Here is a 26,173-nt window from a genome sequence, read left to right on the forward strand (position 1 = left end):
CGCGGTGCGCCCTTTTTCTTTCATCGGTAGCGGTGGCTCAGGGCAGGCGCTCCAGTGCCCGCTGGTACACGGGGTCGTGCATCAGCTCGTCCCAGGTCAGCGGCGCGGCCTGCGGGAGCAGCCGGAGCCGGCGCATCTCGCTGTCGGCATCGGGTGTCCATTGGCCCTGCTCGGCCGCGGCCTGCAGGCCATCGAGCAAGGCATCGACCGCATGGCCACCGTCGAGTGACTGGTTGCACAAGAGCACCATGTCGCAGCCGGCTTGCAGCGCCGCCACCGCGCCCTCGACGGCGGAGCCCGCGACCTTGGCGCCTTCCATGCTGAGGTCGTCGCTGAAGATCGCGCCGGTGAAGCCCAGCTGCTGGCGCAGGATCTCTTTCAACCAGCGGGGCGAGAAGCCCGCCGGCCGCTCATCCACCTTGGGGTAGATCACGTGCGCCGGCATCACGCTCGTGAGGCTGGTGCTGAGCCACTCGTAGGGCTTGGCATCGTCGGCGAGGATGGCCTTCAGCGAGCGTTTGTCGACCGGCACTTCGGTGTGGCTGTCACCCTTGACGAATCCATGCCCCGGGAAGTGCTTGCCGCAGTTGGCCATGCCGGCTTGCAGCAGGCCATGCATCAGGCTCTTGGCGAGCATCGTGGCCACGCGCGCGTCGCGGTGGAAAGCACGGTCGCCGATCACGCTGGAGCCGCCGTGGTCGAGGTCGAGCACCGGCGTGAAGCTCAGGTCGACGCCGCAGCTGCGCAGCTCGGCGCCAAGCACGTAGCCAGCGGCGGTGGCGGCATCGGTGGCGGTGAGCGCATCGCGCATCCACAACTCGCCCAAGGCGCGCATAGGCGGCAGATGGGTGAAGCCGTCGGTGCGGAAGCGCTGCACGCGGCCGCCTTCGTGGTCGACGCTGATGAGCACGTCGGGCCGGATGGATTTGATCTCGGCCGCCAGCTCGGTGAGCTGCTGGCGGCTCTGCCAGTTGCGTGCGAAGAAGATCAGGCCGCCGGTCAGCGGGTGCTGGAGGCGGCGGCGGTCGTCGTCGTTGAGGGTGGTGCCGGCAACGTCGAGCACGACGGGAGCATGGGGTGTCATGGGGCAGCAGCAGCGTGGATGCAACGCAGGTAGGCGCGCACGGTTTCGGACATGCCGAGTTCGAGCGTGTCGGCGATCAGCGCATGGCCGATCGACACTTCCTGCACACCGGGCACGGCGCGCAGGAAATCGGCGAGGTTGGTGCGGTTGAGGTCGTGGCCGGCGTTGATGCCCAGGCCCACACGTAGGGCCGCCTCGGCGGCGGCGGTGAAGCGCGCGAGCACCTCCGCCTGCTCGGGCGTGCCGTGGGCGCGCGCATACGACTCGGTGTAGAGCTCGACACGGTCGGCGCCCACGTCACGCACGGCGGCCATCATCTCGGGCAGCGGGTCCATGAAGAGGCTGACGCGGATGCCGAGCGACTTGGCCTCGGCGATGAGCGGCTTCAAGATCGCGGCGTCTTCCGGGAAGCGCCAGCCGTGGTCGGAGGTCGGCTGGCTTTCGCTGTCGGGCACGAAGGTGCATTGCTGCGGCGCGCGGCCCTGCGCGGCGAGCTGCCGCAGCAGGTCCATCAGGTTGTGCAGCGGGTTGCCTTCGATGTTGAACTCGGCCTGGGGCCACCGGGCCATCAGCTCGGCCAGGTCGAAGACGTCGTGGGTGCGGATGTGGCGCTGGTCGGGCCGGGGGTGAATGGTGATGCCTTGGGCGCCGGCCTCCAGGGCCATCGTCGACAGGCCGGTCACGCTCGGGAACGACAGCGGGCGGCGATTGCGGATCTGCGCGACCAGGTTCACGTTCACCGACAGGGCGGTGAGGCCGCGGTGCGCATCGAGGCCGCTGGTGAGCAGGGGGTTCATGAGGGGCTATCGATCGAGGGCTTGGACGTCGAGCATCACCTGGCGGGTGCGCAACACGGGCGAGCCGAGATGATAGTGAAGCAGGCCGCGCAAGATGGCCTTGAGCTCGGGCAGCGCAGGGACACAGGCCTGTTGAAGCGCTGCGAGGCTGCCGTGTTCGAGCGCAGCCTGCAGGCCGATCAGCTGCGAGCCCGAGAGTGCGGCATCGCCGGCACGGGACGCGGTGACGCCCGCTTCGGAGCGAATGGCGTAGCGCTGCTCGAGCTGAATGTCTTCCTGTGTCAGCGTCACCAGGCCCAGGTCGGGCAGCAGGCCGATCGCTTTCAACAGCAGCACCTCGAAGGCGCGCAAGGCCGCCTGGGTGTCGTTCTCGTCGTCGGAGGCGAGCGCCGGCAGGGTCTGCGCGTAGAGGTCGAAGAGCGCCGGGTGCGGGTCGCCTCGCGCCAGCAGCTTCATCAGCAACTCGTTGAGGTAGAAGCCACTGAAGAGCGCCGCGCCGGTGAGCATCGCCTGGCCGCCGGCCCATTCGGCGGCGCGGAGGGTCTGCACTTCGCCGGCACCCTCGCCCGCGTCCACCTTGGGCGGCTTGCCCAGCGAGACCTGCAGGCGCTGGAAGGGCAGCAGCACCGCGCGCATCTGGGAATACGGGCGCTTTGCGCCCTTGGCGACGACGGCTTGCCGCCCCTGCTCTCGGGTGAAGAGATCGAGGACCAGACTGGTCTCGCTCCAGTCGTAGTGGTGCAGGACGAAGGCGGCCTGCTGGGCCGCAGGACGCGTGGCGCGCGTGGCCATCCGGCTTACTCGTAGCCGTAGCTGCGCAGGTGCTCTTCGTTGTCGGCCCAGCCGGAGCGCACCTTCACCCACAGCTCCAGGAAGACCTTGGCACCCATCAGGTGCTCGAGTTCCTGGCGGGCTTCGGAGCCGATGCGCTTCAGGCGCTCGCCTTCGTGCCCGATCACCATGCCCTTGTGGGCATCGCGTTCGACCACGATGGTGGCCGCGATGCGGCGCAGGTTGCCTTCTTCCTCGAACTTGTCGATGACGACGGTCGAGGCGTAAGGCAACTCGTCGCCCGTCAGGCGGAAGAGCTTCTCGCGGATCAGCTCGCTCGCGAGGAAACGGTCGCTGCGGTCGGTGAGCGCGTCTTCTTCGTAGAACCAGGGCTGCTCGGGCAGGTAGGGCTGCACGATGTCGAGCAGGCGCTTCACGTCGGCCTCTTTCTTGGCCGACAGCGGCACGAACTCGGCGAAGGCGTGGCGGTCCTGCATGCCCTTGAGCCAGGGCACGAGCTCGGCGCGGCGGTGCACGGCATCGAGCTTGTTGGCCACGAGGATGGCCGGCTTGCCGGGCGGCAGCAGCGCCAGCACCTTGGCATCGTCGAGGCCGAAGCGACCGGCTTCCACGACGAAGAGCACCACGTCGACGTCGAACAGCACGCCTTGCACCGTGCGGTTGAGCGTGCGGTTGAGGGCGGCACTGTGGCGGGTCTGGAAGCCCGGGGTGTCGACGAACACGAACTGGCTCGCCCCCACCGTGCGGATGCCGGTGATGCGGTGGCGTGTGGTCTGGGCCTTGGCCGAGGTGATGCTCACCTTCTGACCGACGAGCGCATTGAGCAGTGTCGACTTGCCGACGTTGGGCCGGCCGACGATGGCCACGAGGCCGCAGCGCTGCGGGCTGTTTTCGGAGTCGTCGGTCATGGCATCAGGAGCGCAGCGCACTGCCGGGTTTGTCGTCGCTGGCCTTCAGCGTCACGAGCATGCGGCGGGCCGCTTCCTGCTCGGCCATGCGGCGCGAGCGGCCTTCACCCGTCTCGGTGAGGCTCAGGGCCGGCACGGCACACTCGACCTCGAAGGTCTGTGCATGAGCTTGGCCACGGGTGTTCAGGATGCGATAGGTCGGCACCGGCAGGCGGCGGGCCTGCAGCCATTCCTGCAATTCGGTCTTGGCGTCTTTCGTCCAGCTGTCGATGTCGGTGTTGACGATGACCTCGCCGAAGAGTCGCTGCACCAGGGCCTGGGCAGGTTCGAAGCCGCCATCGAGAAAGGTGGCACCGATGATGGCTTCGAGCGCATCGGCCAGGATGGATGCGCGCTGGGCACCACCGCCACGGGCCTCGCCCTCGCTCAGGCGCAGCACTTCGGGCAGGCCCAGCGAGAGGGCCACACGGTGGAGCGTGTCTTCTCGGACCAGGTGGGCGCGCACGCGCGTGAGGTCGCCTTCGTCGGACACACCGAAACGCTCGAACAGCAGTGCGCTCACGGCCAGGCTCAGAACAGCGTCACCGAGAAACTCGAGCCGCTCGTTGTGATCGGCCCCGAAGCTGCGGTGCGTCACCGCCCGGCTCAGGAGCTCAGGCTGCGCAAACCTGTGTCCCAGGCGTTGTTGCAGTGCGTTGAGGCGGGCGTCCACGGTACATCGGACGAAGCAGTCGGCACGCGGCCTACTTCGACCGCCCTTCGTATTTGATGAGCAGGTAGACCGGGCTCATGATCTCGATCTCCTTGCCGTAGGCAAAGCCAATCACCACCTTGTCATTGACCTTGGTGATCTCCAGGTCCTTGCTGGTGATGGACTGAATGGAGTATTCGATCTGCACCTGCTTGTCAAAAGCCGCGCGGATCTCGGGCACGGTGGTCGCGCCGCTCGCGGCGATCTGCTCGACCGCACGCTTGATGGTGAAGTATTCGTTGACGGTGGGCAGCACGCGCAGGCCGAGCAGCGCCCCGAAGCCGATCACGATGGCCCAGAACAACAAACCGAACAGCGTGATGCCGCGCTCTGAACGCAGCGTGCGATGTTCAACGGTCATGGCCTCTTGCTCCTCGTGTTGGCGTGGTCAATGGAACGAGCCGATGCGGCGGAGGTTACCGAAATTCATCCACACAAAAAAGGCCTTGCCGACGATGTTCTCGTCGGGCACGAAGCCCCAGAAGCGCGAGTCTTCGGAGTTGTCGCGGTTGTCGCCCATCATGAAATAGTGGCCTGCCGGCACCTTGCACGTGACGCCTTCGGCACTGTAGCTGCAGTTTTCCTTGTAGGGGAACGGGTCCGTCGGGCGGATGTAAGAAGGCCGTTGCACATCGACCAGGATGTTGTGCTCGACCGATCCGAGCTTCTCGCTGTACTGCTTGAAGTAGCGCGTGCTGTCGTCGTCGTAAAACTCGGGCAACGCCGTCGTCTCGACCTGCTGGCCATTCAGGTACAGGCGCTGGTTGCGGTACGACACCTCGTCACCGGGTACGCCCACCACACGCTTGATGTAGTCGATGCTGGGGTTGGCTGGGTAGCGAAACACCATCACATCGCCGCGCTGAGGTTTGTTCAGCTCGATGATTTTCTTGTTGATGACCGGCAGGCGAACGCCGTAGTGGTACTTGTTGACGAGGATCAGGTCGCCCACCAGCAGCGTCGGCACCATCGAGCCCGATGGGATCTTGAACGGCTCGAACAGGAAAGAGCGCAACAGGAACACGATCAGGATCACCGGGAAGAGCCCAGCCGTCCAATCGAGCCACCACGGTTGCATCAACAAGGCTTCGCGCGCCGGTGCGATGTCGCCATCGACCTTGGCGATGCCTTTGCTTGCAAGCTCCTCGCGGCGAGCCTGGTCCTGCTGCTCGAGGGAGCGTGCCGCCTTGGCACGCGCCGGTGCGAAATGGAAGCGCTCAGCCAGCCAGTAAGCCAGCGTCACCAGGGTGAGGATGAAGAGCAGCAGCGAGAAATTGCCCGTCCACTTGCCCAGATACCAGCCTCCCAGATAAACGGCGAGGCACGCATACAGCAAACCTGTGAGAGAACCCATCAATCGTCCACTTGGAGGATGGCGAGAAACGCTTCCTGCGGCACTTCGACAGAGCCGATCTGCTTCATGCGTTTCTTGCCGGCCTTTTGTTTCTCGAGCAACTTGCGCTTGCGGGTGATGTCGCCGCCGTAGCACTTGGCGATGACGTTCTTGCGCAGGGCTTTGATTGTCTCACGCGCAATGATGTTGGCCCCGATGGCAGCCTGCACCGCCACGTCGTACTGCTGGCGGGAAATCAGCTCGCGCATCTTGGCCACGACCGCACGGCTGCGGAACTGGCTCTGAGCCCGATGCACGATGATCGACAGCGCGTCGACCTTGTCGCCGTTGAGCAGGATGTCGACCTTCACGACATCGGAGCCGCGGTACTCCTTGAACTCGTAGTCCATCGACGCGTAGCCGCGCGACACGCTTTTCAGCTTGTCGAAGAAGTCGAGCACGATCTCCGCCAGCGGCATCTCGTAGGTGAGCATCACCTGCCGGCCGTGGTAGGCCATGTTGATCTGTGTGCCGCGCTTGAGGTTGGCCAGCGTCATGACCGGGCCGACGTAGTCTTGCGGCATGTACAGGTGCACCGTCACGATCGGCTCGCGGATCTCGCGGATGCGGCCGAGGTCGGGCATCTTGGAGGGGTTCTCGACCTTGAGCACCTCGCCGCTGTTGAGCTCGACCTCGTAGACAACCGACGGGGCCGTGGTGATGAGGTCCTGGTCGAACTCGCGCTCCAGGCGCTCCTGCACGATCTCCATGTGCAGGAGACCGAGAAAGCCGCAGCGGAAGCCGAAGCCCAGCGCCTGCGACACCTCGGGCTCGTACCGCAACGAGGAGTCGTTGAGCTTGAGCTTCTCGAGCGCGTCGCGGAGCTGGTCGTATTCGCTCGCCTCGGTCGGGTACAGGCCGGCGAAGACCTGCGGCTGGATTTCCTTGAAGCCGGGCAACGCCTCGGTGGCCGGCCCGAGGTTGTTCGGCAGCTTCTTCTCGAGCGTGAGCGTGTCGCCCACCTTGGCATGCTGCAGTTCCTTGATGCCGGCGATCACGAATCCGACTTCGCCCGCCTTCAACATATCGCGCGAGACCGACTTCGGCGTGAACACGCCGAGCTGCTCGGCCGCATAAGCCGCCTCGGTCGCCATCATCTTGAAGCGCTCACCCTTCTTGAGTTCGCCATCGACCACCCGCACCAGCATCACGACGCCAACGTAGTTGTCGAACCAGGAATCGATGATCATGGCGCGCAGAGGCGCATCGGCCTTGCCGCGCGGGGCGGGCATGCGGGCGATCACCGCCTCCAGGATGTCGTCGATGCCCTCGCCGGTCTTCGCGCTGCAAGGGATGGCGTGCTCCGCATCGATGCCGATCACATCCTCGATCTCGGCCTTGGCGCGCTCGGGGTCTGCCTGCGGCAGGTCCATCTTGTTGAGCACAGGCACCACTTCGACGCCGAGGTCGAGCGCGGTGTAGCAGTTGGCCACCGTCTGGGCCTCCACGCCCTGGCTCGCGTCCACCACCAGCAGCGCACCCTCGCAGGCGGACAGCGAGCGGCTCACTTCATATGAGAAGTCGACGTGGCCCGGGGTGTCGATCAGGTTGAGCTGGTAGGTCTTGCCGTCCCGCGCCTTGTACGTCAGCGCGGCGGTCTGCGCCTTGATGGTGATGCCCCGCTCGCGTTCGATGTCCATCGAATCGAGCACCTGGGCCGCCATCTCGCGGTCACTCAAGCCGCCGCAGCGCTGAATGAGGCGATCGGCGAGCGTCGACTTGCCGTGGTCGATGTGGGCAATGATGGAGAAATTACGGATGTGATCCATGCGAAGCGCTCAGTGCTCGAACCGCTCTGAGTCAACAACCAGACGGTTGTGATGAGCGATCGATCGTGAGTGGGAAGGTGGCGCGAAAGTGTCTCGCGCTGAACGAGAAGAGGCTAAAAAAAAGGCACGTCGAATGAGTGACGCGCCTTCCAACAAAACGTATGGCAACTGCTTGTTGGGCCTTCATTGTAGCCAAAAGCACCCCGCTGGAAACCGCGCCATTGCTGGATTTGTTCTCGTTGCAGGGTTCCAACACGGAAATCTATGCACAATTTATCCACAAAGTGTTGTGGGCAGCTTGGGGATAGTTTTTGGGCGCCCGAGTCATTGCCTTGGGCAGCGATAAACGGCCCCGCCAGAACGGGATTCTATGCCGAGGGTGAAGGAATAAACGTTGTAAGTGTGCGCACACAACTTTCGACTAACCTCTTCACCGAAGCACAAAAAATTTTCTTCTCCGATGCCCCTCGACCCTGGTCGGCTTTCGCGAGACGTCACTTCGAAGCCGGGATCCGAAGGAACTGTGCCCACTCGCCACGCAATACCGTGACCGGCAAGGACTTCGTCTTGTCGAACCGGGCCACGACCACCTCGAACTGCTTGAGGTCGGCCACATCCGTGGTCCCCACGGCCAGGATCACATCGCCCGCCCGCAAACCAACGGCCTCGGCGCCACCCGTCACGGCGCTCACGCGCACACCCGACACGCCGCGCGCGGCCTGCCGTTCCGCTTCGGTGAGATTGGCAACCGTCAGGCCCCACGGCTTGCCTCCGGCACTCGAGCCGCGCGACTCAGGCTCGGGGCGTTCGGCCGTCGCCACCTGCGGGCTCATCTCACCCAACGCCGGCTTGAACTCCATCGGCTTGCCACGACGGTTGATCTGCAGCGTCACGGTCGACCCCGGCTTGATAGCGCCCAAAGTGCGGCGCAAATCAACGGCACCATCAATCGGCTTGCCGTTCACGGAGAGCACAACGTCACCGGGCTGGATGCCGGCCTTCTCGGCAGGCCCACCGGCCACCACCTGGCGCACGAAGGCCCCCTTGGCCTTGCCCTTGGCCAGACCGTATTCCTCGGCCATCTCGCGAGGCACGTCCGTCGGCAGGATGCCGAGGTAGCCGCGCACCACACGCCCACCCGACTTGAGCTGATCGGCAATGCGCATCGCCTCATCGATCGGGATGGCGAACGAGATGCCGATGAAGCTGCCGACCGGACTCAGGATCTGCGAGTTGATGCCGACCGCCTCGCCGCGGATGTTGATCAGCGGCCCACCGGAGTTGCCCGGATTCACCGCGACATCGGTCTGGATCAAGGGGATGTCGGAGCCGGTCTCGCGCTGCTTCGCGCTCACGATGCCGGCCGTCACGCTGTTTTCCAGGCCAAAGGGTGAGCCGATGGCCACCACCCATTCGCCCACGCGCAGGCGGTTGGCATCGCCGATGCGCAGCACCGGCAGGCTGGTCGCCTCGATCTTGACCAGCGCCACGTCGGTGCGCTCATCGGCCCCGATGATCTTGGCCCTGAACTCACGCTTGTCGGTGAGGGTGACGTAGACCTCGTTGGCCCCCTCGACGACGTGCGCGTTGGTCAGCACAAAACCATCGCCGCTGATGATGAAGCCCGAGCCTTCGCCGCGCGGCACCTCGTCGCTGCCTTGAAGCGACGGGGACCGCCGGCGAAACGGTGAACGCGGCCCTTCAGCGGCCCGCTCGGTGGTGCGGATGTTGACCACCGCCGGGCCGACCCGCTCCACCAGGTCGGCGAAGTCAGGAAGTTCCCTGGCCTGTGCATGCCCAAGCTGCGGCGCTAGCCCCACGCCGAGCGATATCAAGACCCCGAGGGCGATGGCCCACCCAAGCTGCTGCCACGAACGCCCGTTCGCCACCGAAATGCTGGACCGCATGGAAACTCCCCGAATGAACCCTTTTCCGGCACGAGCCACCACGGCCGCGCCGCCCGCCGACAGATTACTTCTTGCGCTCGAACCCGTTTGCGAACTGACGCAAAGTGCCTGCCGGCACATCGCCCATCGCCGTGATCCACCAATCGCCGTCCCGGCGCATCATGGTCTGGGTCGCGCCGATGGCCGTCACGATGGGCTTCAGGTGACGCTCTGCACTGTAGGGTTCGATGAAGATGGAAACGTAGGTCAGCCCGTCGGAATAGACCGTCTGCAAGGCCTGGTCGCCACTGCCTGAAGCGGGCCCCGGGATGTCGAGCTGGCGTTTCACGCAGCTCACGAGCTTGAAGCCGGGCACCGACGCCTTGAGCGTCCAGCCCTCGCCTTCCGGGCGGGTCGACTGCTGGTGCTGCTTGATGACCTTGTAGCCTTCGAGCTTCTTGACGGCCTGCAACACATTCTCGGGCTGGGCCCGCACGCCGATCGACACCTCGGAAAAGGCGGACGATTCGAGCACCTCACCACGCTCGCCCAGCACCTCGGCCCGCAACAACAGGCCAGACGCCTTCTCGGCCCAGAGCCGATAGCCGAAGCGCAGCTTGTCGCGAGGCTTCAGCAGCAGCACGTTGGCTTCATGCCCGGCGACACGCTCGACGGCGATCGGCTTGAGGTCATAGAACTCCTGAACCCGGTCGTGGCCGGCCTGCAGCAGCCCGGGGAACGAGCTCATCTGATCGCGTTGCTCGACCACGGCGACGCGACGCTGCGGCCACACCGTGTGGACCAGGTCGTTGTGCCGGTACACGCTGCGCACCTGTCCGTCGAGCGAGTCGATGCGCTCGAACTGGTCGCGCCCCTCGCCGTAGTGGGCGATGCGGGTGCTGGCGACGGTGCCACCGGCGCTGAACACCACGGTGCCCACGAAATTGCGCTTGTTGGCGGCGTCTTGGATGCGCGTCAGCCAAGCCCGTGTCTCACGCGCTTCGACCAGCGGGTCGCCGCTGGCCAACGCGCTCTGCGCATGGGCCAGCGGAAGGGAAGCAGCAGCGGCACAGATGACAAGGAACGCGGGCAGGCGAAACAGCATGGCGGGTCAGCGCGCTGGAACTTCGACGGAAGCGTTGCGCAGGAAGCCCGACGGCCCACCGGGAAGCGAGCTGCCACCAAACTTCTTGTGGGCCGCCAGATATTCGTCGAGGCGCGCATCGCGCACCAGCTGACCGTTGAGCGCCGCGTTGGGCATTTCGCTGGCGCCCGACGCAGGCTTGTCGCTCAAGGCCACCGACTGCACCGGCGATGGCGCCTGCGCCAGGGACCTGTCGGCACCCACGTCGCGCGAGCCCAACCCACCCGCCATCTGTGTGACGACCAAGGTGCCCGCCACCACGGCAAACCCCGCGGCAACCGCTGCCGGCGCCATCCACGAACGGCGCACCCGGGTCGGCGCCACGACCGCCGCAGCGACAGCGCTCGAAGGCGCCAGGACCACAGGCTCCTCGGCCAGGCGCGTGCGCACGGCTTCGAGGAACCGGGCATCGCGCTTCGCATCAGAGACCAGATCCTCGGAGCGCATCACATCGCCGATGAGGTGATGCACATGCCACTGGCCGCGCAGCCGCGCATCGTCGCGCCAGGCGCGGCACACAGCCGCCACTGCGGACGACTCCAACTCTCCATCCATCAACGCCGACAGATCTTCCGTCGCGGGCCTTTCAGCTTCAGACCGTTGAGACATCACAACCTCCAACTCTCAAAACCATCGTCATGCCAGGGCGCTACCAGCGCTCACCCTCTCGCGTGTCGAGCAAGGGCCGCAAGCGCTGCGCAATCGCTTCACGCGCGCGAAAGATCCGAGACCGAACCGTGCCGATCGGGCAATTCATCACCTCAGCGATCTCTTCATAGCTGAGCCCTTCGATTTCGCGCAGCGTGATGGCCTGCCGCAAGTCCTCGGACAGCGCTTCGATGGAGGCATTGACGGCTGAGGCAATTTCCTTGCTCGCCAGCATTGCATCCGGGGTTTCGCCGTGGCTTAGTTCAGATTCAACCCGGGAAGTTTCGTCCTCCTCGTCGCGAGCGGATCGTGCGGATTCCGTCACGATCGGGTCGCGTTTGAGGTCGACCAACGCCTTCTTGGCAGTGTTCACCGCGATACGGTACAGCCAAGTGTAGAACGCGCTCTCGCCGCGGAACTGTGGAATGGCCCGGTAGGCGCGGATGAAGGTCTCCTGGGCGATGTCGGGCACGAGGTCGACGTCACGCACCATGCGACCGATCAGGCGCTCGATGCGCCGCTGGTACTTCACGACCAGCATCTCGAACGCCTTCACGTCGCCTTGCTTGACGCGTTCGATCAGCGGTGCATCGGCGTCAGTGGCGGTCATCGGGGAGGTTCAAAACTATGCGGCGGCGGGCGGAGAAACAGGCCGCGCGCAATATACCGTAGCCCGCAGGGCGTGCCACGCAAGTTCGTGCCCACGGCGCTGCACCGGCAACCAATGGCCGCGCCGAGAGCCCTCGGCCTTGAAGCGCAGCAGGATCCACGCCCCAAGGTCGACGGTGACGTCCACGCGGCCGGCCAGCGGCTCCTGGCCCGTCGTGTCCTGCGGGCCGATGTGCCAGAGTTGGCCATCCCACCGCAAGCTCGTCGGCGCCAGCCGCCAGGCTCGCAGACACAGGCCGCTGGTCGCGATGGTCAGCAACAGCAGGGCGACGGCCAACCACTCGGGATGGGTGTGCCGCGCGCTCGCCGCCCAAACGGCCGTCAGCCCCCAGGAGATCGTGGCAAGGCCTGCGCAAACGGCCTGCCACACACCGAACCGGCGCACAGTGATCTGGAACGGTGGGGGCGCATGCATGAGGGGCGGCGCCGAAGCCGGATCGCGACGGCGTGCTCAGATGCGCTTGAACACCAGGGTGCCGTTGGTTCCGCCGAAGCCGAAGTTGTTCTTCACGGCGTACTCGATCTTCAGGTCCCGCGCGGTGTTGGCGCAGTAGTCGAGATCGCACTCCGGATCCTGGTTGAAGATGTTGATGGTCGGCGGCGAGATCTGGCGCTGCACGGCCAGCGTGGTGAACACCGACTCGATGCCGCCAGCGCCACCCAGCAGGTGGCCGGTCATGGACTTGGTCGAGTTCACGACCAGCTTCTTGGCATGGTCGCCAAACGCGAGCTTGATCGCGTTGGTTTCGTTCACGTCGCCCAGCGGGGTCGAGGTGCCATGCGCATTGAGGTATTGCACCTGGCTGCCATCGATGCCGGCGTTGCGCAGCGCGGCACGGATGGACCGCTTGGGGCCATCCACGTTGGGTGCGGTCATGTGGAACGCATCGGCACCCATGCCAAAGCCCGCCAGTTCGGCGTAGATCTTGGCGCCGCGCTTCTTGGCGTGTTCGTACTCTTCAAGCACCAGCACACCAGCCCCTTCGCCCAGAACGAAACCATCACGGTCCTTGTCCCATGGGCGCGAAGCCGTCTTCGGGTCGTCATTGCGCGACGACAAGGCCCGCGGCGCGGTGAAGCCACCGATGCCCAGCGGTGAGATGGTCGACTCGGCACCGCCGGCGATCATGACGTCGGCATCGCCGTATTCGATGATGCGCGCAGCCTGGCCGATGGAGTGCAGCCCGGTCGTGCAGGCCGTGACGATGGCAAGGTTCGGCCCGGTGAAGCCGAAGCGGATCGACACGTGGCCCGAGATCATGTTGATGATCGAGGCCGGCACGAAGAACGGCGAGATGCGACGTGGCCCACGCGAGGTGTACTCGCCGTGCGTTTCTTCGATCATCGGCAAGCCGCCGATGCCCGAGCCCACGAGGCAGCCGATGCGCTCGGCCTTCTCTTCGGTGAGCTGGTCACCCGTGGGAAGCCCTGCATCCTGGATCGCCTGCGCAGAGGCGGCGATGCCGTAGTGGATGAAGGTGTCCATGTGGCGAGCTTCCTTGCCGGGGATGTAGTCCTCGACCTTGAAGCCCTTCACCTCGCCGGCGAACTGGCAGCTGAAGCCCGAGGCATCGAACCTCGTGATCGTGTCGATGCCGGACTTGCCGGCCACGAGATTGGCCCAGCCTTCTTCCACCGTGTTGCCCACGGGGCTGATGAGCCCCAGGCCGGTGATGACGACGCGGCGACGTGACATGGATACAGCTCCGGGAAGAATCAGGCCTTCTGGTGCTTCAGCGCGTAATCGATCGCCAACTGGACGGTGGTGATCTTCTCGGCTTCTTCGTCGGGGATCTCGATGCCGAATTCGTCTTCCAGCGCCATCACCAGTTCCACCGTGTCAAGCGAGTCCGCGCCCAGGTCGGCCACGAAAGCCTTCTCATTGGACACATCGGCCTCAGGCACGCCGAGTTGTTCGGCAATGATTTTCTTCACACGTGCTTCGATATCGCTCATGACTCCTCCAGGAGGGTTTACGTAAACAGCCCGAGATTCTACGGCCTGTAGGGTGGGTGCTCTAAGACACACCCAAGGCACATCCGGCGGGCAAGAAACCGGGGTATTGGTCGAAAGGCGCGCTGGCTCAGTTCATGAACATGCCGCCATTGACGTGCAGTTCGGTGCCGGTGATGTAGCCGGCTTGCGGTGAGGCGAGAAACGCCACGGCGTTGGCGATGTCCGAGGCCTGGCCGAGCCGGCCGAGCGGGATTTGCGTCATCAGGGCGTTGGTCTGCTGCTCCGACAGCTTCTTGGTCATGTCGGTTTCGATGAAGCCCGGCGCCACGCAGTTGACCGTGATGCCACGGCTGCCCAATTCCCGCGCGAGCGATCGGGTCATGCCGGCCACGCCGGCCTTGGCGGCGGCGTAGTTGGCCTGGCCCGGGTTGCCGCTGGCGCCGACCACGCTCGTGATGTTGATGATGCGGCCATAACGCTGCTTCATCATCGGCTTGGTGACGGCACGGCTGGCGCGGAAGACGGCCTTGAGGTTGGTGTCGATCACCGCGTCCCAGTCTTCGTCTTTCATGCGCATCGACAGCATGTCGCGGGTGATGCCTGCGTTGTTGACGAGCACGTGCAGGGCACCATGCTCCTTGACGATGGTCTCGATCGCGGCCTCGAGGGCCTGGCCGTCATTCACATTGAGGCAGATACCGCGGCTGCCGGCATAAGCGGTCAAGCCTTCCGTGATGGCCTGTGCGCCAGCATCGGTGGTGGCCGTGCCGATCACCTTCAGGCCCTGCGAGGCCAGCTGCACCGCGATCGCACGGCCGATGCCGCGTGACGCGCCAGTGACCAGCGCCACCTGCCCAGCGAATTGAACCTCGCTCATGCCAGCGCCCCTTTCACCTCAGCCAGCGTGGCCGGGTCGTACATCGCAAGTCCGGTGGCCTCGGCATCAATGCGCTTGACCATGCCGGCCAGCACCTTGCCCGGGCCGCATTCGACGATGTGCGAGATGCCGCGCGCACGGATGGCCTGTATCGTCTCGACCCAGCGCACCGCGCCGAACGACTGGCGGTACAGCGCTTCGCGGATCGCGGCGGGATCGTTCTGCACCGCCACGTCGATGTTGTTGACCAGCGGAATCTGCGGAACTGCCAACGCGGTGCCGGCCAGACGCGACTTCAGCTGCTCCCCGGCCGGCTTCATCAAGCTGGAATGAAACGGTGCCGACACCGCGAGCGGCAAGGCACGCTTGGCGCCCTTGGCCTTGAGCACCTCGCACGCACGATCCACCGCAGCCTTGGTGCCGGCGATGACCGTCTGCTTGGGGTCGTTGAAGTTGGCGGCCTCTACGGGCTGACCCACTTCGGCCGTCACTTCGGCGCAGCCTTCAATGACTTGTGCAGCGTCGAGGCCGAGGATGGCGGCCATGCCACCTTGCCCGACCGGCACGGCCTGCTGCATCGCCTGAGCGCGAAAGCGCACCAGCGGCAATGCCTGCGAAAGGCTCAGGCTCCCGGCGGCCACGAGGGCGGTGTACTCCCCCAGCGAATGCCCCGCCACAACCGCAGGCTGGGCGCCGGTCTCGGCGAGCCAGGCGCGGTAGCACGCCACGCCGGCCGTCAGCATGTAGGGCTGCGTGTTGGTGGTCAGGTCGAGCGTTTCCTTCGGGCCGGCCTGGATGATGCCGGCCACGTCTTCGCCCAGCACCTCGGAAGCCTCGGCCAGCGTGTCGCGCACGGCAACGTGGTCGCCCCAGGCATTGAGCATGCCCACGGACTGCGAACCTTGCCCCGGAAACACAAAAGCAAACGGTGTCATCACAACGCCTTCTCAGTCGGTTGTCTGCGGCCGCGCTCGGCGGCTCGCCATCGAGCCGTCGTGGCTCAGAAATCCAGCAGCACGGCGCCCCAGGTGAAGCCGCCGCCCACACCTTCCAGCATCAGCGTGTCGCCGCGCTTGATGGAGCCCGAGCGCACGCCCGCATCCATGGCCAGCGGGATCGAGGCCGCCGACGTGTTGCCATGTTCGTCAACGGTGACGATGACCTTGTCCAATGGCAGCTTCAGCTTTTTGGCCGTGCCATGCATGATGCGGATGTTGGCCTGGTGGGGGATCAGCCAGTCGATGTCAGACGCCTCGCGCTGGGCCTTCTGCAGCACCGAGCGAGCCACGTCTTCCAGCACGCCGACCGCCAGCTTGAACACCGCCTGGCCGTCCATCTTGAGGAAGGGCACGCCCATCACCTGGCCGTTGGACACCGCACCCGGGGTGCAAAGGATGTCGACATGACGGCCGTCGGCATGCAGCTCGGTGGCCAGGATGCCGGGTGTATCGCTAGCCTCCAGCACCACGGCCCCCGCCCCGTCGCCGAAGAGCACGCAGGTCGTGCGGTCGGTGAAGTCGAGCAGGCGGGAAAACACTTCCGAGCCGATGATCAACGCCTTGCGCGCAGCGCCGGTGCGGATCATCGAGTCGGCGATGGTCAGGGCGTAGACGAAACCTGAGCAGACGGCCTGCACGTCAAAGGCCGCGCAGCCCTGGATGCCCAGCTTCCGCTGCACGATGCAGGCGGTCGACGGGAAGACCATGTCGGGCGTCGACGTGGCGAGGATGATGAGATCGATTTCCGACGCATCCACCTTGGCGGCGGCCAATGCGTTGCGTGCGGCTTCGACCGCGAGGTCGCTGCAGGCGACATCGGCCTCGGCGAAGTGGCGTGCGTGGATGCCCGTGCGGGCGATGATCCAGTCGTCGGACGTCTCGATGCCCTGGCCCGCCAGTTGGGCGGCCAGGTCGGCGTTGCTCACGCGCTTAGGCGGCAGGTAGCTGCCTGTGCCCGCGATGCGTGAATAGCCGGCAGAAAGAGGTGAGGTCATGCAGCGAGGGCGGCGTCACCGGAATTCGCAGACTCCTCAGCAGTGAGGCCCGGGGGCATCGCCTGAAGCGTCTCTTGAATCTGGTCGTGCACCCGGTCAAGCAAACAATTGCGGGCCGCATCATAAGCCCGATTGAGGGCCCCTTCGAAGGCGAAGGCGTCGGCCGAACCGTGGCTCTTGAAGACGAGCCCGCGCAGGCCCAGCAGTGCCGCGCCGTTGAATCGCCGCGGGTCGATGCGCCGCTTCAGGCTGTTGAGGACGGGCAAGGCCGCCACCGCCGCCATCTTGGTGAAGAGGTTGCGGCTGAATTCCTGCTTGATGAAGCCGACGAGCGTGGCAATGAGGCCTTCGGCGGTTTTGAGTGCCACGTTGCCGACGAAACCGTCGCACACGACGATGTCGGTCGTGCCCTTGAAGATGTCGTTGCCTTCGACGTTGCCGTAGAAGTTGATGTGATCGCCCTCGGCCGCAGCGCGCAGCAGCTCTCCGGCCTTCTTGATGGTTTCGCTGCCCTTGATGACTTCTTCGCCGATGTTGAGCAGGCCCACGGTCGGGTTCTCCTTGCCTTCCACCGCCGACACGAGCGCGCTGCCCATCACGGCGAACTGCAGCAGGTGCTCGGGCGAGCAATCGACATTCGCGCCCAGGTCGAGGACGGTCGTGAAGCCATCGCGCTCGTTGGGCATCACCGTGGCGATCGCCGGGCGATCGATGCCTTCCATCGTCTTGAGCAGATAGCGGGCCACCGCCATCAAGGCGCCAGTGTTGCCAGCCGACACGCACACATGCGCCTTCGGGGCTTGTCCGTCGGGCCCGGCCTTGAGCTGGCTCAGCGCAACGCGCAGGGAGGAGTCCTTCTTCTTGCGCAACGCCACTTCGATGGGGTCGTCCATCTCGACGACTTCACTGGCTGCGACGACGGTACAGCGCTCCCACTGTGCCGCCTCGGCCAGCACATCGGCCTTGCCGACGAGGATCAGCTGGGCTTGCGGATGCGCACTCAGGAAGGCCCGGCAGGCCGGCAGGGTGACCGACGGACCGTGATCACCACCCATGCAATCGACGGAGAGACGAACCGTGTCATTGACCGGATGCGCCACAGGAGGATTCATGGAAACGTCACACAGAAAAGCAAACACCCGACGCTGCGTCGCCGCGCAGGCCGGGTGGGGAGGGGTCTTCAAGCATCAGCGGTGAACGCGGTTTGACGCGAACAGGCGCCGGGTGGCGCCACAAGCCGCTGGGGGTCAGGCGTCTGCCTTGCTCTTGAGCACCTTGCGCCCACGGTAGAAACCGTTGGGGCTGATGTGGTGACGCAGATGCGTTTCGCCGGTGGTGGGCTCGATCGCGGTGCCCGGTGCCTGGACGGCATTGTGCGAACGGTGCATGCCGCGCTTGGAAGGCGACTTCTTGTTTTGCTGGACAGCCATGGAATTGCTCCTTAGATCTCCTGCTGCTCATGCTCTGACAGAGCACAGGAGCCAGGGTTTGGTGCCGTGGGTGGACACCCGAACGGAAAGCCCGAGATTCTAGCATGGGGCTGGCAGACATGGCTAATTGGGCAGGCTGCCCCGCTTCAGCGAAGCCAGGACCGCGAACGGGTTGGGCTTTTCCTCCACATCCTCGGGCTCCTCATCCAGCACCTGCAAGGGTTCGGGGCAAACCTCGTGACGGGGGACCAGCGGTAACTCCAGGAGCAGTTCGTCTTCGACCAGGGCCTGCAGATCCAACGACCGGGTGAGCGCGAGCACGTCGTCTTCACTGTCTGCGTCGAGCTCGGCAGCGGCGCTTTCACCTTGGACGAAGAGAAACGAGCGCTCGGCGTGCACGTCGGCCGACACCGGCCTCAGGCAGCGCTGGCATTCGAGCATCACCTGCGTATCGGCCTTCAGGTGGAGCCAAATTTGCGGCTCACCCCCCCGCACGGCACGGTGCTCACCGTGAGCCTGCCAGCTCACTACGCCAGCCGCCGTGCCTGGGACGGCAGACGCCGCCAAGCGCCCGAGTTCTGCCACGGGCCACGTGCCATCGAGCGAAGCCCCGGCCTTGGCCAAGGCTTCGACGTCCAGCTTGGAAGGATCAAAATCGCGCGCTTTCATGCCGGCAGTTTATGCGGCCCCCTGCCCCGACAATCCCGCCTCATGACCGAACGCCCTCCGCTCATCCTGGGTTCGACTTCGCGCTATCGGCGCGAGATGTTGCAGCGCCTGCGGCTGCCCTTTGACGTGCAATCGCCCCAAGTCGATGAAACACCCCGGGACGGCGAGGCCCCTTCGGCGCTCGCGCTTCGCCTGGCGCTGGCCAAGGCGAACGAGGTGGCGGCCCGTTTCCCGCATGCCGCCGTGATCGGCTCCGACCAGGTGGCCGACCTCGCCGGCCGTCCCATCGGCAAGCCCGGCGACCATGCCCGCGCCACCGCGCAGCTGCGGGCCATGCGCGGTCAGGCGGTCGTGTTCCAGACGGCGGTCGCCGTGGTCTGCCTGGCGAAGCAATACGAAGCCAGCGCGCTGGTGCCGGTGACGGTGCGCTTTCGTGACCTCAGCGATGCCGAGATCGAGCACTACCTGCGGGCGGAGCAACCGTATGACTGCGCCGGGAGCGCCAAGTCGGAAGCCCTGGGGATCGCCCTGCTCAGCGCGATCGAGTCCGACGACCCCACCGCGCTCGTTGGCCTGCCGCTGATCAAGACCTGCGAGCTGCTGCGTGGAGCGGGCGTCGATCCGCTGGTCGCATGAGTGCATCACCGGGCCGGCTGATCCTGGTCCCCAACACCCTCGACCTCGGCAGTGGGGCCGACACCGACCTGCGGCAGGTGCTGCCCCTCGGCGTGCTGGAAACCGCAGCGCGCCTCACGCACTGGGTGGCGGAGAACGCGAAGACGACCCGCGCCTTCCTCAAGCGCGTGGACGCCCTCGTGTCCTTGGCGCAGCCGCTGCAAGCCCTGTCCATCGTGGAGCTGCCACGGCCGCCAAAAGGCGCCAAGTCGCCACCGTCGGCCGACTGGCGCCCCTTGCTCGAGCCTGCGCTGCAAGGGCATGACCTGGGCCTCATCTCGGAAGCCGGCCTCCCCGCCGTGGCCGACCCCGGCGCGGCGCTGGTACAGGCCGCCCACGCACTCGGAATCCCGGTGCAGACCCTGAGCGGCCCCAGTTCGCTGATGCTGGCGCTGGCCGCCAGCGGCCTGAACGGCCAGAGCTTCGCCTTCGTCGGCTACCTGCCGGTCGAATCCGGCGAACGCGCCAGCCGCATCCGCGAACTGGAAGCCACGTCACGCCGCGCCGGCCAGACGCAACTCGTCATCGAGACGCCCTACCGAAACGAAGCCCTGCTTGCCGCCCTGGTCGCCCAATTGAAGGCCGACACGTGGTTGTCGGTCAGCTGCGGCCTCACGCTGGCCTCGGGCTGGACCCGCACCGACACGGTGGCCCGATGGAAGTCTGCGCCCGCCCACATGCCGGCTGACGTGCCGGCCGTGTTCTCGTTTCTTGCGCGCTGAGGCGACTCAGTCGCCCGACGGAGCCGGCGGCTTCGCGCCGAACAGCGCGGCGACCTTCTTCTTCGGCTTGATGTTGGGCGACAAGCCGCGCGCCGCAGGCACCTGGGCCGACTTGCTGCTCTCCCACGCCGGCGCCTCATCGGAGGCCGGGCTGGCCTCATACGGCTTGTCGAAGAACGGATCGCGCGGCGCGGGCCGGGGCGCGCTGTAGCTGCTGCGCGCAGGCCGCGGCGCGGCATCGTCGTCCCGCGAGCGACGGCGATCCTCCCGCTCACGCTCGCGAGGAGGCCGGCCCTCCTCCAACTCCAGGGGCTCCAGGTCGATCTTCTTCTTGATGAGCTTTTCGATGTCGGCCACGAGACGGCTGTCTTCGCGCGTCACCAGCGTCACTGCCAGACCCGAGGCGCCTGCGCGGCCGGTGCGGCCAATGCGGTGCACATAGTCTTCGGCGTTGAACGGCACATCGAAATTGAAGACAGCCGGCAGGTCGGCGATGTCGAGGCCGCGGGCGGCCACGTCGGTACACACGAGCACGTCGACCTCGCCGCGCTTGAACGCGTCCAGCGCTTTCAGGCGCTCGTCCTGCGACTTGTCACCATGCAGTGCGTTGGTGCGCAAGCCATCGCGCTCCAGCGAACGCGCCAGCCGAGCGCAGCCCAGCTTGGAGTTGACGAAGACGATCGCCTGCGTGATCCCGCGGTCCTTCAGGAGCTTGCGCACCGCGGCGCGTTTGTCATCGGTGGCGACGCTGTAGAAGCGCTGCTCCACCGTGGAGGCGGTGGCATTCGGGCGAGCCACCTCGACCAGGATCGGGTCCTGCAGATAACTCTCGGCCAGTCGCTTGATCTCGGGCGAGAAGGTCGCCGAGAACAGCAGGGTCTGGCGCTGCTTGGGCAGGTAGCTCAGGATGCGCTGCAGGTCGGGCAGGAAGCCGATGTCGAGCATGCGGTCGGCCTCGTCGAGCACCACGTACTCCACCTGGTTCAGCGCGCAGTTCTTGGCTTCGATATGGTCGAGCAGGCGGCCCGGCGTTGCAATCAACACCTCCACACCCTTCTTGAGCTCCAGCGTCTGCGGCTTCATGTCGATGCCGCCAAAGACGACCATCGCGCGCAGCTTGGTGTGCTTGGAATAGGTCTGGATGTTCTTGGCGACCTGATCGGCCAGCTCGCGGGTCGGGGCCAGCACCAGCGCGCGCACCGGGTGGCGCGCCGGCGAGGCGCTGCTGTTCTCGTGCTTCATCATCTTGTGAAGCAGGGGGAGCGAGAACGCAGCCGTCTTGCCGGTACCCGTCTGTGCGGCGCCCATCACGTCACGGCCGGCCAGCACGATGGGGATTGCCTTGGCCTGGATGGGTGTCATCGTCGTGTAGCCGGACTCGGCCACGGCCTTCTCGAGCACAGGGTCGAGCCCCAAAGACGAGAACGCCATGTTTTCGGGAGGGGGCGCAATGGCAGGCACCTCTTGTGAAGGCACGGTACCGAGGGGTTCAACGTCTGTCTGAGTCATCCGAGGATTATCCCCCGAGCCCCCGATCTCCCCTTCAGGAGCCTTGCCAGCCCTCTAGAATCCGTCGATTCCCAGCCCGCGCGGGCCCGCAACGCTCCTCCGTTCCACAGGAAGCTCATGATCCTTGTCACCGGCGGCGCCGGCTTCATCGGCGCGAACTTTGTGCTCGACTGGATCGAGGCCACCGGCGAGCCGGTCGTCAACCTCGACGTTCTCACCTACGCCGGCAACCTCGCCAACCTGAAGTCGCTTGCGCAAGACCGCCGGCACATCTTCGTGCAGGGCGACATCGGCGACCGGGCCCTCGTCGACCAGCTGCTCAAGGACCACCAGCCGCGCGCCATCGTGCACTTCGCGGCCGAGAGCCACGTCGACCGCAGCATCCACGGCCCGGGTGCCTTCATCCAGACCAACGTCAACGGCACCTTCACGCTGCTCGAAGCGGCGCGGGGCCACTGGATGTCGCTGCAGGGCGCTGCCAAAGACGCCTTCCGCTTTCATCACGTCTCGACCGACGAGGTCTACGGCTCGCTCAAGCCTAACGACCCGCCCTTCACCGAAACCCACCCCTACGAGCCCAACAGCCCGTACTCGGCCTCCAAGGCGGCCAGCGACCACATGGTGCGCGCCTGGCACCACACCTACGGCCTGCCGGTCGTCACCACCAACTGCAGCAACAACTACGGGCCCTATCACTTTCCCGAGAAGCTGATCCCGCTCATGATCGTCAACGCGCTGGCCGGCAAGCCGCTGCCGGTCTACGGCGACGGCATGCAGGTGCGCGACTGGCTCTACGTGAAAGACCACTGCACCGCGATCCGCGAAGTGCTGGCGCGCGGCAAGGTGGGCGAGACCTACAACGTGGGCGGCTGGAACGAAAAGCCCAACATCGAGATCGTGAAGACGATCTGCGCCCTGCTCGACGAGCTGCGGCCCGATACGGGCGGCAGCTACGCCCGCCACATCACCTACGTCACCGACCGCCCCGGCCACGATCGCCGTTATGCGATCGACGCCCGCAAGCTCGAACGCGAGCTCGGCTGGAAGCCCGCCGAGACCTTCGAGACCGGCATCCGCAAGACGGTGCAGTGGTACCTCGACAACGCCGAGTGGGTGTCACAAGTCCAAAGCGGCGCCTACCGCGAGTGGGTCGCGCGCAACTACGCCGATCGGTCGACCGCATGAAGATCCTTCTGCTGGGGAAGAACGGGCAGGTCGGCTGGGAGCTCCAGCGCTCGCTCGCCCCGCTCGGCGAGGTGGTGGCCCTCGATTTCGACAGCCCGGGCCCGCTCGCGGCCGACTTCTCCAAGCCCGAATCGCTGGCCGCCACCGTGCGCGCCGTGGCCCCGCAGATCATCGTCAATGCCGCGGCCCACACCGCCGTCGACAAAGCCGAAAGCGAGCCCGAGCTGGCACGCACCATCAACGCCTCGGCCGTGGGCGTGATCGCCCGCGAAGCCGCATCGCTGGGCGCCTGGCTCGCGCACTACAGCACCGACTACGTCTTCAACGGCAGCGGCAGCACGCCGTGGGTCGAAGACTCGCCCACCGGCCCTTTGAGCGTCTACGGCCAGACCAAGCTCGAAGGCGAAGACGCCATCCGCGCGAGCGGCGTGAAGCACCTCATCTTCCGCACCAGCTGGGTGTATGCCGCGCGCGGCGGCAACTTCGCCAAGACGATGCTGAAGCTCGCGAAGGAGCGTGACAAGCTCACCGTCATCAACGACCAGTTCGGCGCGCCCACCGGCGCCGAGCTGCTGGCCGACATCACCGCGCATGCCCTGCGCACCGCACAGCAGCAGCCGGTGTTGTCGGGCACCTATCACGCCGTGGCGGCAGGCGAGACGAATTGGCACGACTACGCACGCCACGTGATCGAGTTTGCCCGGCGCGCCGGGCAGCCCATCAAGGTGGCACCCGAGGCCATCGAGCCCGTGCCCACCAGTGCGTTTCCGACCCCCGCCAAACGCCCGGGCAACTCGCGCATGAACACCTCGAAGCTGCAGCAAGCCTTTGGCCTGACCTTGCCGCACTGGCAAACAGGCGTCGAGCGAATGCTGACTGAAACCCTCGCCTGACCTCTTTCCGGAACAGCACATGAGCACTGCCTCCCAACGCAAGGGCATCATCCTCGCCGGCGGCTCCGGCACGCGCCTGCATCCCGCAACGCTTGCGATCAGCAAACAGCTGCTGCCGGTGTACGACAAGCCGATGGTGTACTACCCGCTGGCCACCTTGATGCTCGCCGGCATCCGCGACATCCTCTTGATCAGCACGCCGCAAGACACACCCCGCTTCGAGGCGCTTCTCGGCGACGGCGCCAAGTGGGGCGTCAACATCAGCTACTGCGTGCAGCCGAGCCCGGATGGGCTGGCGCAGGCGTTCATCCTCGGCAAGCAGTTCGTGAACGGGCAGCCGAGCGCGCTGGTGCTGGGGGACAACATTTTCTATGGGCACGACCTGCAACGGCTGCTGCAGTCGGCCGCCAGCCGCGAGACCGGCGCATCGGTCTTTGCGTACCACGTGCACGACCCCGAGCGGTACGGCGTGGTGGCCTTCGATGACCAGAAACGCGCTCTCAGCATCGAAGAAAAACCGAAGGTGCCGAAGAGCAACTACGCGGTCACCGGCCTGTACTTCTACGATGAGCAGGTCTGCGACATCGCGGCCAGCATCAAGCCCTCGGCGCGCGGCGAACTCGAGATCACCGAGGTCAACGCTCGCTACCTGAAGCAGGACCAACTCAACGTCGAGATCATGGGGCGTGGGTATGCGTGGCTCGACACCGGCACGCATGACAGCCTGATGGAGGCGGGGCAGTTCATTGCCACGCTTGAAAAGCGCCAGGGGCTGAAGGTGGCGTGCCCGGAGGAGATCGCTTACCGCTCGGGCTGGATCACGGCACAGCAGGTCGAGGCGATGGCACAGCCGATGCTCAAGAATGGGTATGGGCAGTACCTGATGCAGATCGTGAAAACTCAGGTTTTCTAATGGACGCCATCGAAACGGCCCTCGATGGCGTGCTCATTCTTCAACCCAAAGTTTTTGGCGACGAACGCGGCTTCTTCCTGGAAAGCTTCAATCAGCGTACATTCAACAGCCTCGTCGGAGCCAACGTATCCTTTGTCCAGGACAACCACTCCCGCTCGGCTCGGGGTGTGCTGCGAGGCCTCCACTATCAGCTCGGAGAACACGCGCAAGGCAAATTGGTTCGGGTAACACAAGGCACGGTTTTCGATGTTGCCGTCGACTTGCGCAGATCCAGCCGGAGCTTCGGCCGATGGGTTGGCGTTGAACTCAGCGCCGAGAATCATCGCCAGTTGTGGATCCCGGCGGGGTTTGCCCACGGTTTCATCGTGCTGAGTGAGAGCGCCGACTTCATGTACAAAACCACACAGTACTACGCCCCCTCATGGGAACGCTGTATTCGGTGGGACGACCCAAAGCTAGCCATAGCGTGGCCAGATGTTGGGAGCCCTCCGCTTGTGTCAGTGAAAGATGTGGCAGGGCGCACCTTCGACACAGCCGATCTCTTCGATACAGCGTGAACACCCGCCTGCTTGGCCGCACCGTCGGCCCACCCATATCCTGCATCGGGCTGGGCTGCAACAACTTCGGGCAGCGCCTGAATCCCGATCAGGCCACTAGCGTCATCGAGGCAGCGCTTGACGCCGGTGTCAACTTCTTCGATACCGCGGACGTTTACGCGGGCGGCGAGTCAGAGCGCATCCTCGGCGGTGTCCTCACGACATGCAGACACGAAGCCGTCATCGCCACGAAGTTTGGGTACGTCACGCCGACAGGTTTCGGACCAGGTAGCCGCGCCAACGTGCTGGCATCGGTGGAGGCCAGCCTCCGCCGACTTCGCACCGACTACATCGACCTCTATCAATTGCATAGGCCTGACGAGACGACACCATGGGAGGAAACCTTGCAGGCACTGCAAGACGTGGTGAAGGCCGGCAAGGTGCGATACGTCGGCGCCTCCAACCTGTCGGCGGCGCAAATCGAACAAGCCCGTCGAATCGCGGAGCAGTTGGGCGTAGACCATTTCGTCACGCAGCAAAATGAGTACAGCCTTCTCCGTCGTTCGGTGGAGACATCCGTGCTTCCTGCGACCTTGCAACAAGGTGCGGGCTTCTTGCCCTACTTTCCACTGGCCAACGGCATGCTTTCAGGCAAGTACCGCTCCGGAGAACCGATGCCAGAGGCAGCACGACTGTCAAGCCCAGGCAAATGGCAGAACCTCTACGTGACCAATGCGGATTTGTCGACGACCGCACGGCTGCGTGTCTGGGCAGAAGAGCGGGGACACAGCCTTCTCGAACTCGCCTTCGCATGGCTGCTGTCAAGCGATGCAGTCGTCAGCGTGATCGCTGGGGCGACCTCTGCGCCGCAAATTCGACAGAACGCCCAAGCCTCGAATTGGCAATTGACCGCCGCCGAGTTGCTCGAAATCGACGTCCTGGCACCGCGCATCGCTTGAGCTTTAGCGGCCGCA

29 protein-coding genes are annotated in these 26,173 nt (G+C 65.4%); 7 read left to right on the forward strand and 22 right to left on the reverse strand.

The genetic code is table 11. The annotated features are described in order from the left end of the window. Window positions 1-37: 37 nt before the first annotated feature. The 21 genes from nagZ to KF892_10695 form a co-directional block, all read right to left on the reverse strand. On the reverse strand, window positions 38-1,084 hold the full coding sequence (gene nagZ, locus KF892_10595) for a beta-N-acetylhexosaminidase (protein MBX3625451.1): 1,047 nt from the start codon (window positions 1,082-1,084) through the stop codon (window positions 38-40). Beyond that, window positions 1,081-1,881, reverse strand: a complete 801-nt coding sequence (locus KF892_10600) for a pyridoxine 5'-phosphate synthase (protein ID MBX3625452.1) — start codon at window positions 1,879-1,881, stop codon at window positions 1,081-1,083. The genes nagZ and KF892_10600 overlap by 4 nt, the downstream gene beginning before the upstream one ends. A 6-nt stretch (window positions 1,882-1,887) precedes the next feature. Then, complete coding sequence (gene recO / locus KF892_10605; protein ID MBX3625453.1) at window positions 1,888-2,673, reverse strand: DNA repair protein RecO; 786 nt, start codon at window positions 2,671-2,673, stop codon at window positions 1,888-1,890. 5 nt (window positions 2,674-2,678) lie between these two features. Then, complete coding sequence (gene era, locus KF892_10610; GenBank protein MBX3625454.1) at window positions 2,679-3,581, reverse strand: GTPase Era; 903 nt, start codon at window positions 3,579-3,581, stop codon at window positions 2,679-2,681. A 4-nt stretch (window positions 3,582-3,585) separates the two neighbouring features. Then, window positions 3,586-4,293, reverse strand: a complete 708-nt coding sequence (gene rnc / locus KF892_10615; GenBank protein MBX3625455.1) for a ribonuclease III — start codon at window positions 4,291-4,293, stop codon at window positions 3,586-3,588. A 31-nt stretch (window positions 4,294-4,324) separates the two neighbouring features. Next, a complete protein-coding gene (locus KF892_10620) occupies window positions 4,325-4,693 on the reverse strand; it encodes a DUF4845 domain-containing protein (GenBank protein ID MBX3625456.1) in 369 nt (122 codons plus the stop codon). A gap of 27 nt (window positions 4,694-4,720) precedes the next feature. Further along, entirely contained in the window at window positions 4,721-5,686 is a 966-nt protein-coding gene (lepB, locus tag KF892_10625; GenBank protein ID MBX3625457.1) for a signal peptidase I, read from the reverse strand. Continuing rightward, window positions 5,686-7,494 carry a translation elongation factor 4 gene (gene lepA / locus KF892_10630; protein MBX3625458.1) on the reverse strand — a complete coding sequence of 603 codons (1,809 nt, stop codon included), beginning with the start codon at window positions 7,492-7,494 and terminating at the stop codon, window positions 5,686-5,688. The genes lepB and lepA overlap by 1 nt, the downstream gene beginning before the upstream one ends. 494 nt (window positions 7,495-7,988) lie before the next feature. Next, window positions 7,989-9,401 (reverse strand): Do family serine endopeptidase, encoded by a 1,413-nt coding sequence (locus KF892_10635; protein MBX3625459.1) that lies wholly within the window; start codon window positions 9,399-9,401, stop codon window positions 7,989-7,991. Between the two features lie 64 nt (window positions 9,402-9,465). After that, window positions 9,466-10,473: a MucB/RseB C-terminal domain-containing protein gene (locus tag KF892_10640; protein MBX3625460.1), complete on the reverse strand. Its 1,008-nt coding sequence runs from the start codon at window positions 10,471-10,473 to the stop codon at window positions 9,466-9,468. 18 nt (window positions 10,474-10,491) lie between these two features. Further along, the gene (locus tag KF892_10645) at window positions 10,492-11,133 is read right to left on the reverse strand and encodes a sigma-E factor negative regulatory protein (protein MBX3625461.1); all 642 of its coding nucleotides are present in this window, start codon (window positions 11,131-11,133) and stop codon (window positions 10,492-10,494) included. 40 nt (window positions 11,134-11,173) lie between these two features. After that, complete coding sequence (gene rpoE, locus KF892_10650; protein MBX3625462.1) at window positions 11,174-11,782, reverse strand: RNA polymerase sigma factor RpoE; 609 nt, start codon at window positions 11,780-11,782, stop codon at window positions 11,174-11,176. A 15-nt stretch (window positions 11,783-11,797) separates the two neighbouring features. Next, complete coding sequence (locus KF892_10655; GenBank protein MBX3625463.1) at window positions 11,798-12,256, reverse strand: hypothetical protein; 459 nt, start codon at window positions 12,254-12,256, stop codon at window positions 11,798-11,800. Between the two features lie 36 nt (window positions 12,257-12,292). Continuing rightward, window positions 12,293-13,537 (reverse strand): beta-ketoacyl-ACP synthase II, encoded by a 1,245-nt coding sequence (gene fabF / locus KF892_10660; GenBank protein MBX3625464.1) that lies wholly within the window; start codon window positions 13,535-13,537, stop codon window positions 12,293-12,295. 20 nt (window positions 13,538-13,557) lie between these two features. Continuing rightward, window positions 13,558-13,797, reverse strand: coding sequence for an acyl carrier protein (gene acpP / locus KF892_10665; GenBank protein MBX3625465.1), 240 nt, complete (start codon window positions 13,795-13,797; stop codon window positions 13,558-13,560). Between the two features lie 127 nt (window positions 13,798-13,924). Continuing rightward, window positions 13,925-14,674: a 3-oxoacyl-ACP reductase FabG gene (gene fabG, locus KF892_10670; GenBank protein MBX3625466.1), complete on the reverse strand. Its 750-nt coding sequence runs from the start codon at window positions 14,672-14,674 to the stop codon at window positions 13,925-13,927. After that, window positions 14,671-15,609, reverse strand: a complete 939-nt coding sequence (gene fabD / locus KF892_10675; GenBank protein ID MBX3625467.1) for an ACP S-malonyltransferase — start codon at window positions 15,607-15,609, stop codon at window positions 14,671-14,673. Before fabD ends, fabG begins: the two co-directional genes overlap by 4 nt. A gap of 65 nt (window positions 15,610-15,674) precedes the next feature. Continuing rightward, window positions 15,675-16,667, reverse strand: a complete 993-nt coding sequence (locus KF892_10680; GenBank protein MBX3625468.1) for a ketoacyl-ACP synthase III — start codon at window positions 16,665-16,667, stop codon at window positions 15,675-15,677. Then, the gene (plsX, locus tag KF892_10685) at window positions 16,664-17,779 is read right to left on the reverse strand and encodes a phosphate acyltransferase PlsX (GenBank protein ID MBX3625469.1); all 1,116 of its coding nucleotides are present in this window, start codon (window positions 17,777-17,779) and stop codon (window positions 16,664-16,666) included. Before plsX ends, KF892_10680 begins: the two co-directional genes overlap by 4 nt. A gap of 135 nt (window positions 17,780-17,914) precedes the next feature. Continuing rightward, entirely contained in the window at window positions 17,915-18,097 is a 183-nt protein-coding gene (gene rpmF / locus KF892_10690; GenBank protein ID MBX3625470.1) for a 50S ribosomal protein L32, read from the reverse strand. A 123-nt stretch (window positions 18,098-18,220) separates the two neighbouring features. Beyond that, entirely contained in the window at window positions 18,221-18,766 is a 546-nt protein-coding gene (locus tag KF892_10695) for a DUF177 domain-containing protein (GenBank protein MBX3625471.1), read from the reverse strand. Between the two features lie 42 nt (window positions 18,767-18,808). On the opposite strand from KF892_10695, the gene maf reads away from it, so the two are divergent. After that, window positions 18,809-19,402 carry a septum formation protein Maf gene (gene maf / locus KF892_10700; GenBank protein MBX3625472.1) on the forward strand — a complete coding sequence of 198 codons (594 nt, stop codon included), beginning with the start codon at window positions 18,809-18,811 and terminating at the stop codon, window positions 19,400-19,402. Then, window positions 19,399-20,163, forward strand: coding sequence for an SAM-dependent methyltransferase (locus tag KF892_10705; protein MBX3625473.1), 765 nt, complete (start codon window positions 19,399-19,401; stop codon window positions 20,161-20,163). Before maf ends, KF892_10705 begins: the two co-directional genes overlap by 4 nt. Window positions 20,164-20,169: 6 nt before the next feature. Here the strand turns inward: KF892_10705 and KF892_10710 are convergent, their stop codons facing one another. Beyond that, window positions 20,170-21,594 (reverse strand): DEAD/DEAH box helicase, encoded by a 1,425-nt coding sequence (locus KF892_10710; protein ID MBX3625474.1) that lies wholly within the window; start codon window positions 21,592-21,594, stop codon window positions 20,170-20,172. 195 nt (window positions 21,595-21,789) lie between these two features. Here KF892_10710 and rfbB point away from each other — a divergent pair, with 195 nt between their 5' ends. Genes rfbB through KF892_10735 form a run of 5 tightly spaced genes read left to right on the forward strand, consistent with a single transcriptional unit; the run spans window position 21,790 to window position 26,158 of the window. Then, window positions 21,790-22,857, forward strand: coding sequence for a dTDP-glucose 4,6-dehydratase (gene rfbB, locus KF892_10715; protein ID MBX3625475.1), 1,068 nt, complete (start codon window positions 21,790-21,792; stop codon window positions 22,855-22,857). Beyond that, window positions 22,854-23,750, forward strand: coding sequence for a dTDP-4-dehydrorhamnose reductase (gene rfbD / locus KF892_10720; protein MBX3625476.1), 897 nt, complete (start codon window positions 22,854-22,856; stop codon window positions 23,748-23,750). The genes rfbB and rfbD overlap by 4 nt, the downstream gene beginning before the upstream one ends. 19 nt (window positions 23,751-23,769) lie before the next feature. Beyond that, window positions 23,770-24,663, forward strand: a complete 894-nt coding sequence (gene rfbA, locus KF892_10725) for a glucose-1-phosphate thymidylyltransferase RfbA (GenBank protein MBX3625477.1) — start codon at window positions 23,770-23,772, stop codon at window positions 24,661-24,663. Continuing rightward, window positions 24,663-25,220 (forward strand): dTDP-4-dehydrorhamnose 3,5-epimerase, encoded by a 558-nt coding sequence (gene rfbC, locus KF892_10730; protein MBX3625478.1) that lies wholly within the window; start codon window positions 24,663-24,665, stop codon window positions 25,218-25,220. The genes rfbA and rfbC overlap by 1 nt, the downstream gene beginning before the upstream one ends. Then, window positions 25,217-26,158, forward strand: coding sequence for an aldo/keto reductase (locus tag KF892_10735; GenBank protein ID MBX3625479.1), 942 nt, complete (start codon window positions 25,217-25,219; stop codon window positions 26,156-26,158). Before rfbC ends, KF892_10735 begins: the two co-directional genes overlap by 4 nt. Window positions 26,159-26,173 lie beyond the last annotated feature (15 nt).

It is taken from the genome of Rhizobacter sp., from assembly GCA_019635355.1.
Classification (GTDB): domain Bacteria; phylum Pseudomonadota; class Gammaproteobacteria; order Burkholderiales; family Burkholderiaceae_C; genus Rhizobacter.